General features: G+C 68.1%; 16 protein-coding genes. 6 read left to right on the plus strand and 10 right to left on the minus strand.

From position 1 onward, the window contains the following. Positions 1-141 precede the first annotated feature (141 nt). Positions 142-402, plus strand: a complete 261-nt coding sequence (locus ANAE109_RS26235) for a DUF429 domain-containing protein (RefSeq protein WP_012098810.1) — start codon at positions 142-144, stop codon at positions 400-402. 126 nt (positions 403-528) lie between these two features. Here ANAE109_RS26235 and ANAE109_RS24450 read toward each other — a convergent pair whose 3' ends face one another. The 5 genes from ANAE109_RS24450 to ANAE109_RS20525 form a co-directional block, all read right to left on the minus strand. Then, positions 529-951: a TIR domain-containing protein gene (locus ANAE109_RS24450; RefSeq protein ID WP_200860874.1), complete on the minus strand. Its 423-nt coding sequence runs from the start codon at positions 949-951 to the stop codon at positions 529-531. Between the two features lie 56 nt (positions 952-1,007). Continuing rightward, entirely contained in the window at positions 1,008-1,664 is a 657-nt protein-coding gene (locus ANAE109_RS24455) for a 7-cyano-7-deazaguanine synthase (RefSeq protein WP_369729831.1), read from the minus strand. Positions 1,665-2,280: 616 nt separating this feature from the next. After that, on the minus strand, positions 2,281-3,717 hold the full coding sequence (locus ANAE109_RS24460) for a toll/interleukin-1 receptor domain-containing protein (RefSeq protein WP_012098814.1): 1,437 nt from the start codon (positions 3,715-3,717) through the stop codon (positions 2,281-2,283). A 477-nt stretch (positions 3,718-4,194) separates the two neighbouring features. Beyond that, complete coding sequence (locus ANAE109_RS20520) at positions 4,195-6,588, minus strand: TIR domain-containing protein (RefSeq protein ID WP_012098815.1); 2,394 nt, start codon at positions 6,586-6,588, stop codon at positions 4,195-4,197. A gap of 20 nt (positions 6,589-6,608) precedes the next feature. Continuing rightward, positions 6,609-8,000 (minus strand): metallophosphoesterase, encoded by a 1,392-nt coding sequence (locus ANAE109_RS20525; RefSeq protein WP_041448560.1) that lies wholly within the window; start codon positions 7,998-8,000, stop codon positions 6,609-6,611. 290 nt (positions 8,001-8,290) lie between these two features. Here ANAE109_RS20525 and ANAE109_RS20530 point away from each other — a divergent pair, with 290 nt between their 5' ends. The 3 genes from ANAE109_RS20530 to ANAE109_RS23765 all read left to right on the plus strand — a co-directional run bounded on the left by ANAE109_RS20530 (position 8,291) and on the right by ANAE109_RS23765 (position 10,597). Beyond that, entirely contained in the window at positions 8,291-8,872 is a 582-nt protein-coding gene (locus tag ANAE109_RS20530) for a toll/interleukin-1 receptor domain-containing protein (protein WP_012098817.1), read from the plus strand. A 286-nt stretch (positions 8,873-9,158) separates the two neighbouring features. Then, positions 9,159-9,296 (plus strand): hypothetical protein, encoded by a 138-nt coding sequence (locus ANAE109_RS25415; protein ID WP_158305921.1) that lies wholly within the window; start codon positions 9,159-9,161, stop codon positions 9,294-9,296. A gap of 506 nt (positions 9,297-9,802) precedes the next feature. Further along, complete coding sequence (locus tag ANAE109_RS23765; RefSeq protein WP_143828029.1) at positions 9,803-10,597, plus strand: hypothetical protein; 795 nt, start codon at positions 9,803-9,805, stop codon at positions 10,595-10,597. Between the two features lie 296 nt (positions 10,598-10,893). On the opposite strand, the gene ANAE109_RS24465 is transcribed toward ANAE109_RS23765, so the two are convergent. From ANAE109_RS24465 to ANAE109_RS20550, 5 genes are all read right to left on the minus strand, one after another. Continuing rightward, entirely contained in the window at positions 10,894-11,061 is a 168-nt protein-coding gene (locus tag ANAE109_RS24465) for a transposase (RefSeq protein ID WP_012098820.1), read from the minus strand. Then, positions 11,058-11,240 carry a hypothetical protein gene (locus tag ANAE109_RS25060; protein WP_143828030.1) on the minus strand — a complete coding sequence of 61 codons (183 nt, stop codon included), beginning with the start codon at positions 11,238-11,240 and terminating at the stop codon, positions 11,058-11,060. The genes ANAE109_RS24465 and ANAE109_RS25060 overlap by 4 nt, the downstream gene beginning before the upstream one ends. Before the next feature lie 79 nt (positions 11,241-11,319). Next, positions 11,320-11,592, minus strand: coding sequence for a hypothetical protein (locus ANAE109_RS20540; protein ID WP_012098821.1), 273 nt, complete (start codon positions 11,590-11,592; stop codon positions 11,320-11,322). 11 nt (positions 11,593-11,603) lie between these two features. After that, a complete protein-coding gene (locus ANAE109_RS20545) occupies positions 11,604-12,227 on the minus strand; it encodes a hypothetical protein (RefSeq protein ID WP_012098822.1) in 624 nt (207 codons plus the stop codon). A 658-nt stretch (positions 12,228-12,885) separates the two neighbouring features. After that, positions 12,886-13,530, minus strand: coding sequence for a hypothetical protein (locus ANAE109_RS20550; RefSeq protein ID WP_143828031.1), 645 nt, complete (start codon positions 13,528-13,530; stop codon positions 12,886-12,888). A 1,519-nt stretch (positions 13,531-15,049) separates the two neighbouring features. Here ANAE109_RS20550 and ANAE109_RS20560 point away from each other — a divergent pair. Both ANAE109_RS20560 and ANAE109_RS20565 read left to right on the plus strand, forming a co-directional pair. After that, a complete protein-coding gene (locus ANAE109_RS20560; protein ID WP_012098826.1) occupies positions 15,050-17,848 on the plus strand; it encodes a PD-(D/E)XK nuclease family protein in 2,799 nt (932 codons plus the stop codon). Continuing rightward, a complete protein-coding gene (locus ANAE109_RS20565; protein ID WP_012098827.1) occupies positions 17,845-21,096 on the plus strand; it encodes an exodeoxyribonuclease V subunit beta in 3,252 nt (1,083 codons plus the stop codon). Before ANAE109_RS20560 ends, ANAE109_RS20565 begins: the two co-directional genes overlap by 4 nt. Positions 21,097-21,270 lie beyond the last annotated feature (174 nt).

The raw sequence follows: 21,270 nt of genomic DNA on the forward strand, positions 1-21,270 counted from the left end.
CGTCGCCGTGCTACGTTTACCGCTCACCGCAGGAACCCCTGGCCGCCCATTTCAAATCGGCAGATCCGAGCCACTGCCGGCGTGACCACTCCCGCACCTTCAGCGCCCCGGACAGCCGTGACACTCGAGGGAGACTTCTCGATGCGTTCGCCTCCGCTCAGCTTTGGCGTCGACGGCTGCAAGGGCGGGTGGATCGCGGCCAACGCCTCGGACCTCTCGAGCACGCCTCGATTCGTCCTCTTCGAGCGGTTCTCGGACCTTGCCGCCGCCGTGAGCGACACGGGCACCCTCGCGCTCGTCGACATTCCGATCGAACTCACAGACGGAGCCCGCGCCTGCGACGGCGCGGCCCGGAAGCTCCTCGGCCTACGCCGAGCGTGCAGCGTCTTCACACCGCCGTGATGACCCCAACGCTGCAGCGGCACGTGCGTGAGGCGCATCCCGAGTGCGCCTTCGCCGCCCTGAACCCTAATGGAACGGGTCTTGCGGAGAAGACGTCCTCCAACGGAAGGCGGCGCCAGGCCGCCGCTACTTGAGAGCATCAGCAAGCTTCGACCACGGCACCACGGCAATACGATTCTCCGTCACCGCGGCCGGCAACTGCCTAGGGGCCCGCTTTCCAACATGCACGGCCACAACCTTCTTGCCACGCTCGAGACTTTCCCGAATTTCCCAGTCGACCCACCTACTGCGATGCGTTGCTGAGGAGACGAAGACAACAGTCACAGAGGACTGCGCGATCCGCTCACCGATCTTTTGGCGAATATAATCTGCACGCGAACTATCAAACGGCTCCTGGACAGACCAATCGTTAAACTCTATATCCGATCGCTCGCTCTGCGCTTGCCCCCGCAGCAAGTTCACCTCATTGATGTCTTCGTACGCAAAGCTCAAAAACACGTTGCGCCGCGCGGTCTCTGCTCGTCGCAATTCCTCTCGAGCCTTGTCCACGAGGGGCCTGATGTCGCCCAGTGTCGAACGACCTGAACCACCACCACCGCCCATATCTACCCCTCTCTCGGATACTGGCGGCACGCCACGCATGCGCCGCATGGCGTAGCCGTACCGGCATGACAGGAGTGAGCGCCCACGACATTGTACTCTTGCGCGAGGCGAAGTACGTCCACCTTAGAGAAGTGCATCATGGGCGCGAGAACAACGAACGGCACCCCCATGCAGTTACTGATCAGGTGCTCGGCCTCTTGCACGAAGGATCGTGTCTGGTCAGGGAACAAGGCGTAGCGCTCATCGAGAAGTCCGATCGCGACGGCACGGGCACTTCGCTTGTAAGCATATGCTGCCGCAGTAAGAAGAAACAGCAGGTTGCGCCCGGGCAAAAACGCATCGTCGAACAGGCGCATACTCTTGTCCGTGAGCCCCGATGGAATCAGTCGGCCGTACCCAGGGAGTTTGGCAACCGCGGGCCGAGGAAGCTGATGAGCCCTAAACACACGACGGCACGCTGTTAACTCAGCGGATCGACTGCGTTGCCCGTAATCGATGAACAGGGGGTGCTGCTCAAGCCCCTCTTCCCGAATAAGAATCGACATCACTGCGGAGTCCAGCCCACCGGACACCAACGGAACCACGCTCACGACATGCTCTCGGAACGGGCCGCGGTCATCACAATCCACACGGCCCAATCTAGGTACCCGATGGGCCACCCAATCGTTGCGGCGTAACTGCGCAGAGACCGCTCAAGCTCGAGGTACTTGCGGTAGGTCAGGACAGCATCGAGCGGGTGCGCTGTAACCCTCAGCGCATTACTGTACCGCAGCAGATGGCGATCCAATATGGCGAGCTCGAACGAAGCCCCAATGTTCCGCAGGAACATGCTCGCCTGCTTAGGGCCAAACCCGCTAACCTGGTGCATTACGCAGCTACGGCGCACTTCGGGTTCTTCCTTCGACTCGAGGAGACCACGCAAGCCGTCGGCTCGTGCTGCGATGCGACGGAACGTAGTAGCGAGCTGTTCCGCTCGCGTTCGCGGAAAGCGATACCGGCGCGCTCGTCCGTTCAGACAAATCGGCTCAGTGAGCGCTCGCTCCAGAAGCCGTTCGTAGTCGCGCTGGCGCGGCTCCAAAAGGGACCGCTCGAGCAGCCGGGTCGCAGCGGCATCCGCCAGCGCGTAAGGCACTTGACTGCTAAGGACGCACCGGGCGAGTTCAAGACGAAGGTCGGACTCACCCCACATATCGCGAGGCCGCCTGCGGACCCGAGTCTCGATGTCCGGGCAGATCGCAAGAACAGCGCGTTCAAGTGACATGGCTAGCACGGACCTCACTTGAACACCTCCGGTAGCGCCGCAGCAATTTTATCGACGCTCTTCGGCAGGCGCGCGGCGAGGAACCTAGTAAGACTGCCATCCCTCCTGCGCTGTTGCAATTCTTGCTCCCACACGGAGCAAAATTCGAGATTGTGGAATACCACCTTGGCCGGATACGTAACGTCCGGCGTCGCGACAGCTGCCCGTATTATGCTTGCCAACTTCGGGTCCGGCGTCAGCAGCCCAGTTTGGAAATCAACAAAGTCATAGTGCTGTGGGTGGTGAAGCGAGGCCGATTGATGGTCTGCGACCGTACGGCACCACTCCAAGCCATCGAACACGTCTGCGCCTGCGGCCGAGAGCACCGCCATCGAGATGGGATTCCCGGTCCCAAGAAGATGAATTGGTTGGTAGCGAGACAACTCCGACAGACGCCGGCGGATGCTCGCAACAGCGCGCGCACGCTCGATGATTCCGTTCCCCAACTCGCGCTCGGGAATGGCAATCAGAGGCGGGGACAGTTTCTGGGCGATCTTTGCGAACACCTCTGGAAGCAGGTCCGAAGCGAACCCGCCTTCGCCATCACGTGGCGCATGAACGATTGGGCAGACGAGCGGGATCTGCGTAGACCTGCGATCGCGCTCAACCCTGCGCACCACGTCGTCGATCAACGCCTGCTGTGTCTCAGGAGGCTTCAAGTTGTCAAATGACAGCGCCAAGTCGCATGGAGCAGTAGAGGCAATCGCTGAATAGGAGGCCGCTCCCCACTTCTGATCGCGTCGCCGAGACGCCTCGTAATTGCCGGAGTCAAGCACGACAAGACTGCCCCCCCGAAGCAAGTTGCGCGTCTCACGGACCATCGCGCTGGCCGTCCTGTCATGCGCAAGATCATAAGCGGATATGAGAACCGACGGCGTCCGCAGTAGAGCAAGGGCCTTCAGCGAGGCATCCGGGCGAAGAAGCGTCTCGAAAGACGATACCGATCTGAGAAAACACGGCAATCGAATTAACTTCTTACCAACGGTTAGCTGCGTAACTTCAGCCGGGTGGGGCTTGTTTTGCGGGCGCACCTTTGCCTCCAATGCGCGCACGAGCCGTCGCAGGCCTATGTGTCCGTCCTCTCCGTGCCACCCGCGGAGATCTTGGGTATGCAACCGGCCGAACCCAATGGGCAGCGTGCACCCATCCACGCGCACCGGGAATAGCGGCACATTGGCTTCGCTCGCGTAACGGGCCTCGTCCAGCACCCAGACCTTGTCCCTTGAGTGCTTCGACCACACGGGGACCACGGCTTTCGCCGAGGACAACGTGCGCTCGATCTCAGCCGGGAAGTCTCCCTGATCGATACGGTCGTCCCACCATACCGACCAGCCGCGGGCACTAAGAGCTCTGTCCAGGAGCTCAACTGTGTCGCGGTCTTCTCGGGAATAGAGTATGGCGACGTCGACCATTGCGGCCAGAGTAGCACACGGAGTACGGCGTCGCGGCACTTTTGGCGCGCGAAGCCAAGGCTTCCTTCTCACAGCGTCGGGGTGGGGAGATGATGTCTACCTCCTGTCTCCATTCGCGGATAGCGTCGCCGGTACCCGACAGTGATCACGCGGCTGACTTCACGACGCGTGCTGCCCTCTCAACCTCGGCCACGCTGAGGTACCCGATCGCAAACTGTCGACGCTGCTCATTGTAGAAGACCTTGCCGGGCGGACGCGGCCGCCCAGCTCTCGGCTGTCCTCGGCGGTCTTCAGGGCAGGTACTCGGCGCTCTCCACGGCGTACGAGACGGAAGGATGGCGCTGCGCGGGTGAAGCGAACCCCAGTTCGCGTTCACCACCAGCTTGACCAGAGAACCGTCGCTTTCCGACGCGTCGTAAGTGGCACGACGACGCGACGGGACAAAACCATGTCCGCTCCTGAGCATGCCCAAGCCGATCACAGCGTCGCCGTGTCGATGATCTCGACGTCGCCCGCTCCTCGATCGCACCAATCGCGGATCGCATCGGCGGCTCCGCCAGCGCCGCCGTCCGGGTTGCCGTCCCAGACGGCGATTAGGCTCGGTTTCGAGTCGAGTAGCTGCGCCTTCTCGACCGCGGCGTTCTGCACAGCGAGGTTGCACGCGGCATAGGCGCGGGGGTGCTCCGCCTCGGGCGGAGGCATGTTTGCGAGCACGGAGACGTTGACGCGCGGATCCGTGCTCGCCGCGCGGGTGAGGAGGTCGTCGAACCGAGCGATCCAACGAGGGTCCGCGGGGGTCTCGACCGAGGTTATCCGGAAGAGAGTGGGGGCGAACGGCAGGAACAGCCGGACCCGGCCACCGCGCGCCAGGACCTCCTCCGCGAACAGGATGTCGGAGCCGCGCGCCGCGCTGCTGAAGCCGAAACCGATGCGATGCTGGTCGAGCAACGCGCGGATCCGCGCGCGCAGAGCGCCGACCTTGGCCTCCGGAAGACGCGGCGTCGGCCGGCCTGGGAGGTCAGTCATGTGTCCAGTGAACGCGGCGACGCACGGGACCTGGAGCGACGCGTCGACCCCGTCCTCCGGCAGCCCGAGGTATCGGAGGTTCCGGCGCGCCTGGTTTCGCATCCTCGCGATGTCTTGCGTGGCTAGCGGGTTGGCACTGGCGGCGAGCGCGTAGAAGCGCCGGGCGCCGTCGAGGTCACCGCCAAGGAGCAGAACCTCGGCCCTCGTGGCGAGCTGCCAGTGGTCATCCGTCTCCTCCGTGATCGGCTCAGTCTTCGCGCGCACCGCGGTAGCGACTGCCGCGAGCTGCGCGCCGTCCTTCGCTCCGAGGAGGTGAGGCGCGTGTTTGCGGAGGTACAGCCCCATCGCGAGGACGTTGATTCCGGGGTACGTGTCGCCGCTGCGCTCGTATGCGGTTCGGTAGATACGGTAGGCCTTATGCAAGTACTTGGCGTCGCCACGTTCGATCCACAGGTCTTTGTAGCGGCCGCCGAGAATGCCCCCGGTCTCGGCGTCGAGCTGGCCACTTGAGACCAGCGGTTCGAGCTCGGTGATCGCCGCCTCGTTCCACCCGGACTTCGACAGGGCGAGCGCACGTAGCTGGCGCGCACGGGTTCCTTGTCCCGCCCCTTTCAGCATCTCAACCGCTGCTCGCGGCTCGCCGATCGAGATGAGCGCCTGCGCCGCGGTCAGCGTGCTCTCCTCCGGATCGCGCGCGCTCGCCTCGATTCGGCTCCAGGGCGTGGTGGGTCCGCTCGGGGCCACCGGCGGCCTCGGCACAGCCGCTCGGACGGGGTTTTCGCCGATCGCAGCGACGATCCTCTCGAGTTGTTCGGCCGGAGCGATCGAAGCTCCGGCGCAGTCGAGCCACACCTTCGAGGCGAGCATTGGCGGCAACTCGACATCGTCCAGGCGAACAGGGATGACGGGGGTGCGGCTATCGACTGCTCGGTGCAGGAGGACGGTCATCTCCTGCTGGCACCAGGGCGACTCGACCCATTTGCGACTGACGAGGATGATTGCCGCCGCGCTCGCGGCGATGGCGTTCTGCAGCGACACCGCGAGCTCGTCCCCGGGTAGCACCTCGCGCTGGTCGATGTAGATGCTGAATCCGCGCGCCTCAAGGCGCTCAACGAGGTCCAGCGCGAAGCCCCGGTCCGTCGACCGGTAGCTGACGAAGGCGTGATAGGCCCGATGCCCCAAGGCGGGTGGCGTAGCGTGCGGCGGGGGGACGGCGGCGGCCGCGAGCGGTACGGGCCGGCCGATCGCATCGAGCAGGCGGATTACGCCCGCGGCCGGACAGGCGAACACCTCGCCAAAGGCGGCACGTTGCGGGAAGTCCGGGTCGGGTCGCACCGAGGCGATGTGTCCCGCTACGGCTTGGCCGATCACGACCGGGCTACCCGAGAGGCCGTGGATGGGGGTCGACATCCCGGCCGCGATCTTCTCGGACGTGAGCACGATCACGTACCGTCCCGACTTGACGCCCTTTGCGTCATCGACGACGCCGGCGAAGTGCGTGCCGTCCGCCTTGGTCACCGCCGGGTATCCAAACGTGAACCATGCGCTCCGAGGCGGGAGGGGGGCGGCCGACAGTTGCAGCGGGACGCGGTCCGTCATCGGCTCGTCCAGGCGTAGGACGGCACAGTCCTCTGCTGGATCCGTGCGCGCCACGCGCGCCGTGCGCGCAACCTCTGGCAGGGGGTACCCGAAGGTGAGCGTGACCGCGTCGCCCTCGCGCGCTCCCGGCACGACGTGCTCGCACGTGGCGACGAGGTCGGACGCGACGAGGTATCCCGTCCCGACGGTTGCTCCCGACCTCACCAGCGCGCATGCGCGCTTCAACGCCTGCTGAACATCTTCCATCGCGGTCCGTCCCCGCAGAATCAAGAAAAGTTCTTCACGCCGAGCCGTTCGATGACGCCCGCGGTGGTGATCGGCTCGACATTCGCGGGGCCGTCGAAGAACAGGACGTCGTTCGCGGCGATCCTCCCGTCCGGCTCGAGATCCACGCGCACGAACGTCGGCACCATCCGGCGGTAGCGATCGATCCGGTTATGCTCCAGCTCGTCGAGCCAGGTGCGCAGCGCGCGCTGCCCTGCGGCGGCGTCCCCCTCGTACACGATGTCCGGGATGCGCATCACGTCGGCCCACGTGCCGGAGTTCAGGTACGTGGCCCCATTCGGCAGCGCGATGCGCTTCGCAAGATGGGTGTGCCCGAACACGACGACCTCGAACCCGCGGCTCGCCAGGGCGTTCGCGGCATCGAGGTACTGGGTCGACTCGTCGTCGATCGCGAAACTGATTCGATCCTTCTCGCGCCAGTTCCGAAACGCGCGCAGGAGCAGCTCGATTTTCACGTCGCGCATGAAGCCGATGTTCCCGTCGGATGCTGCCGCTGCCTCGGTTGACAGCTCGTCGGCAAGGCGCATGCCCTCGTCCTCGCTAGGAGGCAACGCCGGGCCGGGCGCCGCCGCGACTTGCGCGGCGACGTAGCCGCTGTCCGCGGCGGGGCCCGCCGCGCGGAGATGCACACTCCTGTTGGCGGCCGCAGCGGCGTCGCGCACGAACCGGGCTGTCATCTTCCAGAGGCCGGGGTTCAGCACCGCCAGGATCGGCGCGACTGCGGACGTCTCCGGCTTCAGCAGGTCGACGAACGCGTAGGTCGCCTTAATTGGGTTCATTACGCGCGCGACCATTTCGCTTCCCGGCTGGGCGGGAAACGCCTGGGGCGGCTGCGCGCGTGACAAGGCGGAGCGCACACGGCGCAGCGCATCATGGTCGACCACGTTCCAGCCGTCGTAGCGGTTCCCATGCTCGACGAGCAGCTTGCCGAGCCGAAACGCCTCGTTATCATGGAGAAACGCGATACGGCCGCCCTCGGGCGCGACCTCGCTCAGCAGTCGCGCGCGGACGCGAGGCAGCGACAGCTCGATGTCGTGATTGCCGAGCGCAAGCGTCAGTGCGCCCTTGGATGCGACGAACCGGGCGAGTGCTACCCAGAACTCTCGGGTCGCCCCGAGGATCTGCTCGAGCTTGCGGACGGCGTCGTCTTCGCTGGCGGTGAAAGCGGACCACTTCCCGTCCGCGTCCTTCTCCGCGAGGAAATCCACCGTATCCCCGTTCAGCACGAGGTGGACGTCGCGCCCGGGCGTGCGCTGCTGTGCGATCCAGTCCACGAGCGCGGAGAGGCGTTTCACTGCGTCGCTCGAGCACATGCGGAAGCCTTCCGCGCCTCCGAAGTGCAGGTCGGAGATCACGAACACACTGGTCGTCATCAGGCCATTGCAGTAGGAGCGCTCTGAACTGGCAACGCCGGACCCGCGACGGGGCCCTAGAGGGGGCCCCTTTTCGGGCGAGACCGGCGCCAGTGCTCCCGGGGGCGCCGGGGACGCGAGGTCCGAGGCCATCCTGGCCATGCAGGACCGTTCCCATGAGCGCCTGACCCGCGCGGCAGACACAGCGTACGTCGTTCAGTTGACGCGCGCGCCCGAACCGGAGGAAATCGCACACTTGCTGTCGCCCGACTTCGATGCAGTTCGGGTGCCGCATCAACTCGGGAGCGGGGATGGCGCTACTTTCGGAGCGCGCGCTGCGCGCCAGGGCATCAGGGTTCACCAAAATTGCTGAGGGTAACCTCAAGAAGTCACTAAGGGATCACGCGGCGAGCGGTGCCGAGTTCGACGTGTTCCTGTCCCACAGCGCGCTCGATCAAGACGTGGTCCGAGGCCTTTGGCGTTCTCTCGAAGAGGACTTCGGGTTCGCGGTGTACGTGGACTGGATCGTCGATCCCGACCTCGATCGCACGAAGGTTAATGCGACCACTGCGGAGCGGCTCCGGGCACGTCTGCTGCAGTCGAAGGCGCTCCTTTACGCCTCGTCCGTAAACTCCACGGAATCCAAGTGGATGCCCTGGGAACTCGGCTTCTTTGACGGGCTTCGGTCCCGTGCAGCCGTCCTCCCGGTCTCAAAGACTCCGCAGCCGGACTCTGCCCACAAGGGGATCGAGTATCTGGGCCTTTACCCGTACGTCAGCGAGGAGAGGATCAAAGGATCCGACAACACCACGCTTTGGGTGAATGCAAACAAGACGACCTACACGACCCTGCGGCAGTGGGTCGCAGGGCAGGATCCGATTCCGGTGGAGTAGCGGCTCTCAAACCGCGCGGGTGCGCTCTGCGCCCTCACGGCGCCCGGGCTGGCTCGCACCGTCACGTGAATCGAGTCCTCTTCGCGGCCGACCGCGGTTCTTCCGGTCGGAACGACCCGTTCACTGCTCCAAGGCACGAAGCAGAAGCTCGCGGCCTTCATCGTCCACGGCCGCGACCTCCGCGCCCGGGTCGTGGTCGAGGTATGGCTCGGGGTGCTCGGGCTCGACGCACCTCGCTCGAGGGCACGGCCGACAAGTCAGCGCGGCTCCCGATGAGCTCCGAATCGTGCGCAGAGGGACCACGGCCGCGGACGTCGTCATCGTCCTGTTCACGCCCGACAAGCTCGCCGTCCTGAACGAGCAGCTCGGCCGCGAGGCGCCCGGGGACGGCTCGTTGCCGCGGTGCCAGGTGCCGAGCGGCTGATAGCACTGCCGATTCGATCTGGAACGGCGCGACAGCGTCGAGCCCGCGGTGCCGTAACTCACTCGGCCGGCACCGCGGCAAATGTCGAGCCTCTTGTGCGCTCGGGTGGATGGACGCGCAATGGAGCCGCGCCGTCTCCCGGCGCACCCATCTCGCGTCTCTCCACGCCCAGTCTTCAAGAGGCTCCGCCCGCGAATGGCCGTTACGGAGCGTCTATCCATGTTGCTGCACATTTCTGATAATTGATGCCGACTCCCGGCCGGGCGATTGCGTTTCCGCCACTATCCGCCGAGGCGCCGCTACTCTCGGTGAACCGCGACGTCCCGCCTCCTCTGGACACGTGTGACACTGCGCGGGCCGCAGTGCGGTTTCGGCTCGAGGACATCGCTGTGACCGCCCTTGCGCTCATCGCGGTGTTCGGGAATGCTTGTATGCACACGCTTCGCCGCGCCGTTCCGGAGTAATTGATGGCTAGTCCGAAGACGCCCGAACACTACCTCACGAGGTTGACCACACAGCTCGAGAAGCTGGGGCTCAGTGTCCAGCGCGAACCGGCGCTCGGCGGAATGGTGCCCGATCTCGCATTCCGGACTGAGGACGGCAAGCTCGGAGTCATCGAGTTCAAGAACTGGGAACCGACCGTCGACACTTCTGCGCGAGCTCTACACCTCACCCAGGCCTACCGGGAACTGGCGGGTGCGGATAGCGCCGTCGTGATCGTTCCGCGCGACGTGAAGATCGGCACACCCGGGCTTGTCGGCCCCGGAGCCGTGAATGATTGGCTCGTGAAGTTCGTGGAAGAGGCTACCGCGACTACGCGCGCTCCGACCGCCCGCGACTACCGGACGGGCGCGCGCGTTGCTCCGTCCGACAGGCCGATCGGGCGTCCACGGGTCGCCGCGGCGGCGGCCAAGAAGGTGCTCGCGATCATGCCGTTCGAGAAGAAGTATGACGACACGTACCTCGTCGCGATGGCGCCGGCGGCGAAGGCGATCGGGACGGGGTGCCGGCGCGTCGACAAGGAGGATTACGTCGGCGACGTGATGAAGCGCGTCGAGGAACGCATCCGCTCTGCCGCGGCCGTCATCGCAGACCTTTCGGAATCGCGCCCCAACGTCCTTTATGAGCTGGGCTTCGCGCACGGCGCAGGCGTGAAGGCGGTCTTAATTTGCAGCACGCCCATCGGTAAACTTCCTTTCGATGTCCGCAACCAGAACGTGATCGAGTACCGCAGGGGGCAAACGTTCGAACTACAGGAGAAGCTCCGAGCTCGGCTAATTGCCGTGCTCTCGGAACGATAAGCCGTGCCCGGCGCTTTGGTTGCCGCGGGGAAACGTCGTTGAACCGACACCCCGCCGGTTCGATGAAGCGACCCAGCCGCGGCGTCCCTCCCAACAGCGCCGCACGCCATCCGCGGGTCACGGCCGTCAACGTGGTATACGTCGTGTCGTCTAATTGTGACTGACTACGCGGCGTGCTTCTTCCCGGGGAGCGCACGTTGTTACCCTGGCACCTCCTCTCGCTCGATGGTCGTGTAGCGGCGCACGACGGCCCAGTCGTCGTTGATACGCCAGCCATCCGGCGACGTCCTCCGACGTCACGACGTCGAGCGCGAGGATCTCGCGGCGGCCCTCGGCGTCATGCCTACCGCGACGAGGCAGGCGACGTTCACGATGCGCCCGGCCTCGCGGCACTTCACCTCGAGCGCGTCGAGCCAGACGTATTTGTACGGCCCCATGAGCGGCCGTTCGCGGAAGCTCTTCACGACGCGGTCGAGCTCTTTCGCGAGTTCCGAGACCGGCTCGAGAGCGGCGCCGGCAGGTCGCGACGTTCGTGCGCGTCGATCTCGATGGCGAGGGACGCATCACCGACGCGCAGACGTTCTTCTTCGATGCGCCGGGCGTGGTCGCGCCGATCTCGACGGCCGGAGTCCTCGAGCGCCACGGCTTCTGGTCGGCTGGCGGAGCACCACGTAGGGCGCCCCGTGCGGCCTTGGGTGCCGCTCGAGCGCACCGCGCTCGAACTACACGAGCCTGCCCAGCAGCTTCAGGACGACGCCGCCCAGGTCCTCGATCTCGGCGGCGAGCCGGTTCACCCGTTGCTGGTCGGACGCGCTGCTCTGCACGATCGTCATGAGCCGCTTTAGCCTCTCGACGTCGCCCTGCTTGGGGAAGAGAGCCTTAACTTCATCGTCCTTCAGCCGTGTTAGGGACGACACCTTCGCGGCGAGCTCGTCGTCCGTCTTCCTTCTCGCGCGGTCCAGCGGGATGTCCACCTCGGTCCAGTCGATCGGCATCGGCTTCTCCGTCATTCGCGCAGCGACTCGATCACTTTCTTGATTGCAGCCTCGTTCTCCTCGAAGGCGTCCTTGCCGGCCGTCATAAGGCCGACCACCTTCTCCACCTTGTCGAGAGCGGCGGCGAGCGTGCGATCGACGTGGATCGCGCCCAGCGCTCCTTCCTGCGTCGACGTCGTCTCGGCGTGCGCATCGAGCAGCGCGGTGATTGCGGCGTTCGATGCAGTGACGCCGTCATACTCGGCCTCCACGCGGCGTGCGAGCTCGCGCTCGAGATCGTCGAGCGGTCGCATCATCTCCGCCCGACGCTGGTCGATCCGCCTCTGGATCCTCTGGCCGAGGCCGACGAGGACCTCGACGCGATCCGCCGGCGTCTGAGCAGACGCCAAGATCTTCTGGATCGCCGGTTCGTCCAGGACGTTCTTCGCATACGCCGGAATCCACTCGTCCTGGACGAACCGATCCACGTGTTCCCGCTTTGCGTCGAAGTAGGCACGGATCGTCGCGAGATGCGCCGCTCGCAGCGCCGCGACCCGGCTCCCCAGCTCACGCGAGAGCGCCGGCGCCTGATTCGGCACGTGGACGCACGCCGGCAGCGCCACCAGCAAAGCCCCCACGATCGCAACTCGCCTCATGTCGCACCTCCAACACGGGATGTGGTCCTCACTCGACGATCTCGTCCTCAGCCGACCCGCAGGCGGGCGCCCTCTCGACGCGACAGGTACCATGGGACACCACAGTCGTGGCCCGATTGCGAGAGTGAGCGCCGAAGGGTGCGCCGCGTTACGGTGGGCCACGCAGTTTTCTCGTGTCCTTTAGCTTCTTCAAATTGTCGTAGTCCTTTGCCCTCGCGGCCTGCACCCGCACCACATCCGGATCTGTCGACGTCTGCACAAGAGCTGTAGGGCGTCAGCGTTCGTCATGCGCTGCAGGACGCGCCTCCTGAGCTCGGCGTCTTTCATCGGTGCACCCTTCACTGGGCTTGATCCGATGAAGTGGACGCCAGCCGTAAGGGAGATACGGTGGTCTGCCCCGGCGAGGTCGAGCGCTCGTTCCCGGCCGCGTTGAACGCCGGCATACTCGGGCGCTCGCGCCCAGGCAGGGACGAACGGTAGCGAGACAGCCGACTGGCTCCTCCAGACGGAACCTCGCTCGTCGCAGACGCGGTGAGCGTCGCAGATGGCCACGGTATCGCCGCCTACAGGCAGGCAGGACGGGGGGTTCGACGCCGCGCGGTCACCTGCCGCGCGAGAGTCGCTTGTTGGGGACGCGTCGCGCTCGTCTGAATCACGGTCAGGTCAACGCGACGGGGGGCAGCGGCGGTGGCGTCGCCGCGGCGATCGCGCACAGCCGGTCGACCGGCAGCGCCGCCCTGAGAACCGTCAAATACTCCTCCCGCGTGAGCGGGCCATCGTCCGATGAATCGCGGCAGATCCGAAGCCGGACGAGCCGTTCCCTGTTTGCCGTCAGAGCGATCGGGACATGGCGTCGGCGGGAGGGAGTGAGCGATCCTACGGCGCCGCCTTCGACGTCACAATCCTCGATCGGAACCCTCGACCGAACGGCGCACCTCGCCAGGACCGACCAGCGTGAGTCGAATTCGCTCCACTGGTCCTCTATCCTGCCGCTGCCGTGGCCGATTACGGGAGGCATTAACACCGTACACTTCCGCCACAATGGCGGCTCGAGCACGGTCTCAAGCTCCCATCGGACACCATCCGTGCTCGACGCCAGGATGACGATCCATGCGCTCTTCTCGGCCCATTCGCGCACGGTCTCCTTCCAGTCGCCTAAGACCTCGATCTCCGAAGCCGGGATTCGCACGGGCTTAACACCAGGCCTGCGTAGCGCCACAAGGCGACACGCGCCCGTCAGAAGCAGATCGATTTCGTCAATGATGGTGCGGCACTGAATCCGGAACGCCACCACTTTCTGCACCGTGAATGTTGCGGTCCTCCTCCTTGAACGAGCGGAGGACGAGGACGGGAGGCAACCTAGAGACATCGTGCTCGAGGCGGCGGAGCATTCGAGCCGCAACGTTCCAGGTCCAATTTCCGAACGTGACGAACCCAGCAGGTACCACGAAATTCTGGGCCCCCCTGAAGAACCCATCCTTGTCTATTTTGAACCAGCACCACAGGAATGAGACCGCCGTCGCCACATAGGCTACGACCGCGAGTGCGCGACCCAATAGCAGAACCGCCCAACCGATTGTCTTGCGCAACAGAAGGGCGCCGGTCATTCACTTTCCCTCGCCGCACGTCGACGGGCTCCTCTGGTCGGTTGCTGGACGCATCTTTGCGCAATTCCATAGCGCCGTCGTGCCGCCTACGGGGCAGGTCAGTCTTGAGGTTCGACATCGTGGTCGTTCAGTGGCCCGTCGAACGACGGCTGGTGTGTGGTCAAGTCGGACAACTCCCCGATTCGCGGCGGCGCCATGCAGACGACCGCACTTGCCTGGGCTTGATCGAGTTCTGTGACAGGTGGCCACGCCGCAACTTCACGAGAACAGAGCTGGGCAGAGCAGTCGTCGGTGGCCCCGGCTACTCCCGAGTCGGTATCTGGCGCAGCGTCCGCAGAAACTCGCCGTCTTCACCATCAGCCGCCGTCGACCGACACGGACGACCCCGGGCATTGCGCCTCGCCGGATTCGCATGTACAGCGCCCGTGGGGTCGTCCTGAGCAGCGCACCAGCCTTGCGAATCGTCATCAAAGGCGGGAGCGCATCCTGCGCACCGCTCGCGGTCTCGTCGCTAACGATCGGCTCGCTCCCTCTCGTCGTTGCGATGAGCTCCTGTACGTCGCACCGGAGCGCTCGCAGTTCGGCGAGTATCGCCTCCCCGACTCGCACCTGGGTTGCGGTGAGCTCGGCGTCCAGAAGTCGCAGCCGCGGCGGATTTCGGTGGTTCATGACGCTCCTCACGTTGGGCTGCACCCTCGCACGGCCGTGAGTGTGAACGACCTCATTGCCGGCCCGCATGTCCGATCGCGGTCCGGCGACTGCCGTGGACGGGAGTTCCGTCGCATACACCTGCGCCACAACTCCCGTCCACGCCTAATCACGATTGTACAGATTGACCCGCCTGCCGATTGCGTTGCGTAATTCTACGAATCCGAAGGCCAGAGGTTCAAACTTCGACTTCGGCTACCTCGACCCGCCCTACGATCCGCACGCTCGCGTGCTGCGCAAGGGCGTGGGTCTTCGTGGTGGTGCTGGGGTACAGCAGGCACATGTTCGCGAAAGATGATCTCCCATCAGACCACGGAGACGTGGCTCGGTCTCCATGTCGAGGCGTTCTGGTGGGTGGAAAGCGGCGGAAGGCCGCCCTGCGCGCTCATGCGGTCATCGTGAACGGCGAGCGGACACGCGGCGCGGAGCGGCTCGAGGGCCGGTGGGTCGCCCGCGCGTCCGTGCCTCCCGTATGATGTCTCTTCGGCCGCGAACCGGGACCTCAGCATGCTCACCCTGCTCCTCTCCGCCCACGACGGCGGCACCGCCTGGCGTCACCTGCTCGCCGAGGGCGAGGCGCGCGCCGGGTTCGAGCCGGTCGGCCCGCTCGGCCTCGTGCGCCGGCTCGGGCGTATCGTCGGAATCCCGGCGGAGCTCGCGACCGCGCCAGAGCGGCTCGCCTCCTACGGCCTCCGGCTCGACGCGCACGACGACGGCCGCTCCCGGTCCTACTCGGCGTCCCGCAGGCAGGATCCGTTCGGGGTCGCCCGCTACCTGCTCGGCCTGCGCGACGCCCTCCGCCTCCTCGGCTGGGACGGCGGCGCGCTCGATGGGAGCGCGCGGCTCGCCGATCTCGCGGCGCTCGAGCAGCTCGGGCCGCCGCTTCCTGCGAGCCTGCCGGACGTCATCGCGGAGCTGACCGACGGCGTCGTCGCCCACGGCAAGCTCCCGTTCCCGGTCCGGATCGAGCTCTGCGCGTCGCGCCGCGCCTTCCCTCCGCTGTTCCGGCGGCTCCTCGACGCGCTCGCGGGCGCGGGAGCGACGGTCGTGGACGCGGGCGAGGCCGTGGCGACGGCACCGGCCGACACCGACCTCGGTACCGTGCAGCGTGCCCTGCTCGATGGGCGCTCGGAGCGGCCCGCGCTCGAGGGCGACGGCACCTTCCTCCTCCTGGAGGCCGATACGCCGCTCGAGGCCGCCGAGCTGACCGCGTCGCTCGCCCGAACGCGGCCGCTGCCGCAGGCCACCTTCGTCGTGCCCACCGAGCCCGCCACCCTCGACGCGGCGCTGGCGCGGCAGGGCCTCCCCACGCTCGGAGTCCCGAGCGCCTCTCACCTGCGGCCGCACCTGCAGGTGCTCCCGCTCCGGCTCGCCCTCGCCTTCGCGCCCCAGGACCCCTTCCGCGCCGCCGAGCTGCTGCTGCTGCCGGGCGGCCCGCTCCCGGGCCACGCCCAGCGCGCGCTGCTCGAGGCGCTCGGCGAGATGCCCGGGGTCGGCTCGCCGGCGTGGCGCCGCGCGGTCGAGAATGCGGTCGCCGCGGAGACGGCGCGGGCCGCCGCGGAAGGGAAGGACGCATCCGTGGCGGCCGCCGCCGGCGCCGCGCTCGGCGAGCGGATCGACGCCTGGTTCGGCGGCGAGCTCCACTGCCCGGTCGCCGGCATTCCGGCGGCCGCCGCGGCGGCCCTCTGCTCGAGCGTCGCGGCCTGGGCGGGTGGCCGCGTGAGGGGCGCGCTCGACCGCGCCACCGCGGAGCCCGGCTCCGACGCCCTCGACGACTCGGCGCTCTGGAGTCACGCGGCCGCCGTCGCGCGGACTCTGGAACAGCTCCTCGTGGCACGCCCACCCGGCGAGCGGCTGCCGCAGCAATCGCTCATGCAGCTCCACGGGCTCGCGGTGGGTAGCGGTTCGGAGGTCGCCGCCTTCGATGGCGAGAGCGGTCGCCCAGCGGTGGTGCCCCACCCTGCGGGCGTGACCGCGCCCTGCGCCGAAACCGTCTGGTGGGGGTTCGTCTCCGACGCGGACCACGGGCCCGCGCCGGACCCGTGGACCGGGGTCGAGCGCGAGGCGCTCCGGCGCGCGGGGGTCGCCCTCCCGGATCCGGGCGAGCAGCGCGCGCTCGAGGCCGAGGGCTGGCGCCGCCCGATCCTCGGCGCGCGCGAGCGCGCGATCCTCGTCCGCTGGCGGCTCGCAGGCGCCGATCTGGCCGGCGCGCACCCGTTCCTCGACGAGCTGTCGTCCCGCCTCGCCGACGGCGCGCTGCGCCGGTGCACCCTCGCGTCCGAGCACGTCCTCGCCAGAGCCGGGGACGCGAGCTGGAACGCGGCTACCGTCGAGGTCGCGCCGGCCAGCATCATGACGCAGCGCCCGGCCTGGAAGGTCCCGCCGCAGACGCTCGTGCCGGCGGGGACGCTGTCGTCCACCTCCCTCGAGGCGTTCCTGGGATGCCCTTTCAAGTGGGCGCTCCGGTACCAGGCCCAGCTCAAGCCTGGCCAGGGCGTGAACCTCCCGGACGGAAACCGGCTCCTCGGCGACTTCGCGCACCGCGTGCTGCAGGACATGCTGTGCGGGGATGAGAAGCTCGACTTCGCCGCGGCGACCGCCGAGGACGCACGCGCCTGGGCCCGGAAGGCGTTCGACGCGCGGGTGGGGCTCGAGGCGGCCCGGCTCGTCCGGCGCGGCGGCGAAGTCGAGCTCGACCGCGCCCGCACCGTCGTCGCAACGGCCGCGGCCTCGCTCCTCGAGTTCCTGAAGCGCACCGGGTGGAGGCCGGTTGAGGCGGAGCGCGAGGTGAACGGCACGTTCGCGGGCGTGCCCGCCTCCGGCTTCGTCGATCTCGTCGTCGAGAAGGACGGGGTCGAGGCGATCCTGGACCTCAAGCTCTCGGGGCTCCGCTACCGGCAGGAGGAGCTCGAGGAAGGTCAGGCGCTCCAGATCGCGCTCTACGCGTCGCTCCTCGGGACGCGCGGCAGGAAGCTCCCCCCCGCCGGCTTCTTCGTCCTCGACGACGGGCAGCTCCTCACGACGGACGCGAAGGCCTTCCCGGGCGCGACGGTCGTGGATGGCCCGGGGACGGAGGCGACGCTGAAGGGTTCGGAGGACGGCTTCCGCTACTGGCAGAAGGTCCTCGCGACGGGGCTCGTCCCGTCGATGCGGGAGGGACTGGACTGGGCGGCGGAGGTCGGCGCCGCCGCGGGGCCGCCGCCCGATGAGGACTCCCTGGCGCGGCGCCCGCCGCCGTGCCGCTACTGCGACTACAAGCCGGTGTGTGTGCCGCCCCCGCCGAAGGACGAGGAGGCCACGGCGTGAAGATCGACGTCATCAGCGCGAGCGCCGGGACGGGGAAGACCCACCGCCTGACCGGCGACCTCACGAAGGCGCTCCTCGACGGATCTGCTCGCCCCGAGGGCGTCGTCGCCATCACCTACACCGTGAAGGCCGCCGGTGAGCTGGAGAGCCGGATCCGCGAGTCGCTGCTGAAGGCGGGGCGGCCCGAGCTCGCCGCTCGAATCCGCGACGGCTACATCGGGACGATCCACTCGGTCTGCCAGCGGCTCCTGCGCGAGTTCGCCCTCGAGGCGGGCCTCTCTCCCTGGCTCGAGCCGATCCCCGAGCCCGAGCGGAAGCGGCTGTTCGACGTCGCACTGGCGTCGGTGCTCGCCGGACGGGAGGGCCCGCTCAACGAGCTCGCGCGGCGGCTCGAGATCGAGGACTGGAAGGAGATCCTCCTCGAGATCGTGGACGCGGGCCGCGCGAACGGCATGGACCGCGCGGCCCTGGAGCGCTCGGCGGCGGCGAGTCGCGCCGGCCTCGAGAAGCTGCTCGGGAAGCCCACCCTCGACAACGTGACGTACCTCGAGAAGCTCGACCGCACGCTGCGCCCGCTCCTCGCGAAGCTCGAGGAGCAGGCCCGCGAGACGGGCCAGGCGGCGTCGAAGAAGCGTGCCGCCGCCGCTCGGCGGCTCGTCGCGGACCTCAACCGAGGCCTCGTGCCCTCCTGGAAGAGCCAGTTCCAGCTGGCCCAGGAAGTCGACATGAAGAAGCTCCGGACCTGGTCCGCCGAGTACGTGGACCTCGCGAACGAGCACCACGCCAGCGCGGGGTTCCACGACGACGTCCTCGGGATGCAGGCGCAGCTCTTCGCCCTGGCGGGCGAGGCGCTCGGGACCTTCGTCGCCGAGAAGACCGCCGCGGGCGTCGTCGACTTCGGGGACATGCTCGCGCGCGCCCGTGAGGTGCTCGAGCGGCCCGCGGTTCGGGAGGCGCTTCGTGACCGCCTCGACCTCGTCCTCGTGGACGAGTTCCAGGACACGTCCCCCCTCCAGCTCGCCGTCGTGAGCGCCCTCGCCGGCCTGGCGCGCCGGTCGATCTGGGTCGGCGATCGGAAGCAGGCGATCTTCGCGTTCCAGGGTACCGACCCCGAGCTGATGACCGCGGCGACCGAGGCGGCCCTCGGCGGCCGCACGCCAGACATTCTCGCGTCGTCGTGGCGCTCGCGCCCCGACCTCGTCGCGATGACGTCGGAGCTCTTCGCCCGCGCCCTCGCACCTCACGGGTTCCCCGACGATCAGGTCCGGATCGTCGCCGCGAAGCCCGACCACCCGAGGCTCCGCGACCAGGGCGCCTTCGAGTGCTGGCGCTGGATGCCCGAGAAGGTCGAGCGGAACGGGAAGGACGTGAAGGCGTCCGAGCCGGACGCCCTCGGCGCCGGCGTAGCCGAGCTCCTCTCCAATCCGCCGCTCGTCCGCGAGCGCGGGAACGCCGAGGTGGAGGCGGTCCGCCCGGCGTCGTTCCGCGACGTCGCGATCCTCGCCCGCTCGAACGCCCGGTGCCAGCAGATCGCCGCCGCGCTCCGTGCGCGCGGCATTCCGGCCAAGGTCTCGCTCGGGGGCGTGACGCTCACGCCCGAGGGCGTCCTCGCCCGCGCGGCGCTCGCGCTCCTCGCGGATCCGCGCGACGGCGTCGCCGCCCTCCAGGTCGCCTGGCTGGGCGGCGCCGCTTCGTCCGACCCCGACGGCTGGCTCTCGCGCCGGCTCCTCGAGATCGCGAGCTGGCGCGCCACCGCCAAGGCCGCGGAGGGGAAGGGAGAGCACCGGCCGCCGGCGCCCCTCGCCTTCGAGGACGACGGCCGCGTCGCGGGGCTGCGCAAGGCCGTCGCCGCCGCCGAGCGGCTCTCGCCGGCGCAGGCCCTCGACCTCGCGCTCCGCACCGCGGGCGTCGCCGAGCTCGTCCGCTCCTGGCCCGAGCCGGCGCAGCGCGTCGCGAACCTCGAGGCGCTCCGCGCCGAGGCCGCCGCGTACGAGCAGCTCTGCGAGGCGCAGCGCAGCGCGGCGACCATGCTCGGTCTCGTCGCCCACCTCGCATCGCTCGACGCAGGAGACGACGCCGGCAAGCAGGCCGCCCCGAGCTCCGAGGACGCCGTCACCGTCCTCACCTGGCACAAGGCGAAGGGGCTGGAGTGGCCCGTCGTGGTGCTCTCGCACCTCGACTTCAGCCGGGAGCGCGGCGTGTTCGAGGTCGCCGTCGAGCCCGCGCCGCGGTTCGACTTCGCGCGCCCGCTCGAAGGCCGGTGGGTCCGGTACTGGCCCTGGCCGTACGGAGGCATGAGCAAGGAGCTCGCGCTGCTCGACCGCGCCCTCGAGACCGCTGAGGCGAGGCGCGCGACCGAGGCGGACCGGCGCGAGCGGCTGCGGCTCCTCTACGTCGGCTTCACGCGGCCGCGCGACCTGCTCGTCCTCGTGGCGCGCTGCACCGAGAAGAGCGGTCCGGCCACGGCGTCGCTCGACCTGCTCGTCGGCGCGAAGGGCGAGCCGCTCCTCGCGGCGCCGTTCGAGGACCAGGCGGGCGCCGCGATCGGCGTCGGGCAGCAGGAGTGGCGCTGCCGCGTGCGGACGCCGTCGGGCCTGCCGCCCGCCACGCCCGCGCCGGCCCGCAGCGCCGTCCAGTGGTACGCATCGGCGCCGCGCGCGGAGCGCCCCCGCGAGCGGCTCAATCCGTCCGCGGAGCCACTCGCGGGGACGCCGCGAGTGGTCCAGGTGGAGCGGCTCGGGGGCCGGCACGCCCTCGCCGCGTCCCCGGAGCAGGCGGGCCCGACGGGCGACGCGATCCACGCGTTCCTCGCCGCCGACCAGGGCGGAACGCAGGAGGCGCGGCTCACCATGGCGACGCGCATCCTGAAGGCGTTCCGGGTCGTCGGCGCCGTCGCGCCCGATACCCTCCTCGCCGCCTCGGACGCCCTCCGCACCTGGCTCGACGCGCGCTACCCGGGTGCGACCTGGTACCGCGAGTGGCCCGTCCGCGCCCGGCTCGGCGGTCCCACCCCGCGCCTCGTTGTCGGCGACGTGGACCTGTTCCTCGAGCTGCCCGATGGGTTCGTGCTGGTCGACCACAAGTCGTTCCCGGGGAGCGAGCGGGAGCGGGACCGGAGGCTCGTGGAGGAGTACGCACCGCAGCTCGGCTGGTACGCCCGCGTGCTCGCAGACGCGCTGAAGAAGCCGATGAAGGCCGCGTTCGTCCACCTCCCGATCCGCGGAGAGATGGCGCAGGTTGCGCTGTAGCAAATCGCGCCGCGGCGCGACCCGGGATCGCAGGCAGCGCGTCAGATCACCGCGCGTCGCCTCGCACGGTCGGCCCAGCTCGCGTGGGCGTCGGTCCACGCCGCCGAGGACGATCCGAGCGTTACTGCCTCCTCGGATGGCACAGCTTCAGGACGGTAGCCGTGTTCGCGGGAC

The sequence above is a fragment of the Anaeromyxobacter sp. Fw109-5 genome, from assembly GCF_000017505.1.
Classification (GTDB): Bacteria; Myxococcota; Myxococcia; order Myxococcales; family Anaeromyxobacteraceae; genus Anaeromyxobacter.